1 protein-coding gene is annotated in these 377 nt (G+C 66.6%); it reads left to right on the top strand.

Annotated elements, in window-relative coordinates; all coding sequences use genetic code 11:
- Positions 1–7 precede the first annotated feature (7 nt).
- A partial coding sequence (locus ON34_RS28635; RefSeq protein WP_245548240.1) for a transposase occupies positions 8–377 on the top strand: 370 nt, incomplete at its 3' end.

A 377-nucleotide genomic window follows, 5' to 3' on the forward strand; every position in this document is an offset into this window, starting at 1 on the left:
GGGTGCCGTGATGACGACACTTGATGCCGTGGCGAGGAAGAAGGCCGAGGCTTCGGCCGAGGAGCTGGCAGCGGCGGAGCTGGTGCGGATGGCCAAGGAACAGGGCTTGTCCCTGACCGGGCCGAACGGGCTGCTCAAACAGTTCACCAAGACCGTCCTCGAGACGGCGTTGAACGAGGAGATGACCGAACACCTAGGGTTCGAGCCGAACCAGGCGCCTGCGGAGCGGGACTCGACGAACGTGCGCAACGGGACCAGGCCGAAGACGGTGCTGACCGAGACGACCGGACCGGTGCCGATCGAGGTGCCCCGCGACCGCGACGGCAGTTTCGAACCCCAGATCGTCAAAAAGCGCCAGCGCCGGTTGACCGGGGTCG

The organism is Nocardia pneumoniae NBRC 100136, from assembly GCF_000308755.1.
In the GTDB taxonomy this organism is placed as follows: Bacteria; Actinomycetota; Actinomycetes; order Mycobacteriales; family Mycobacteriaceae; genus Nocardia; species Nocardia pneumoniae.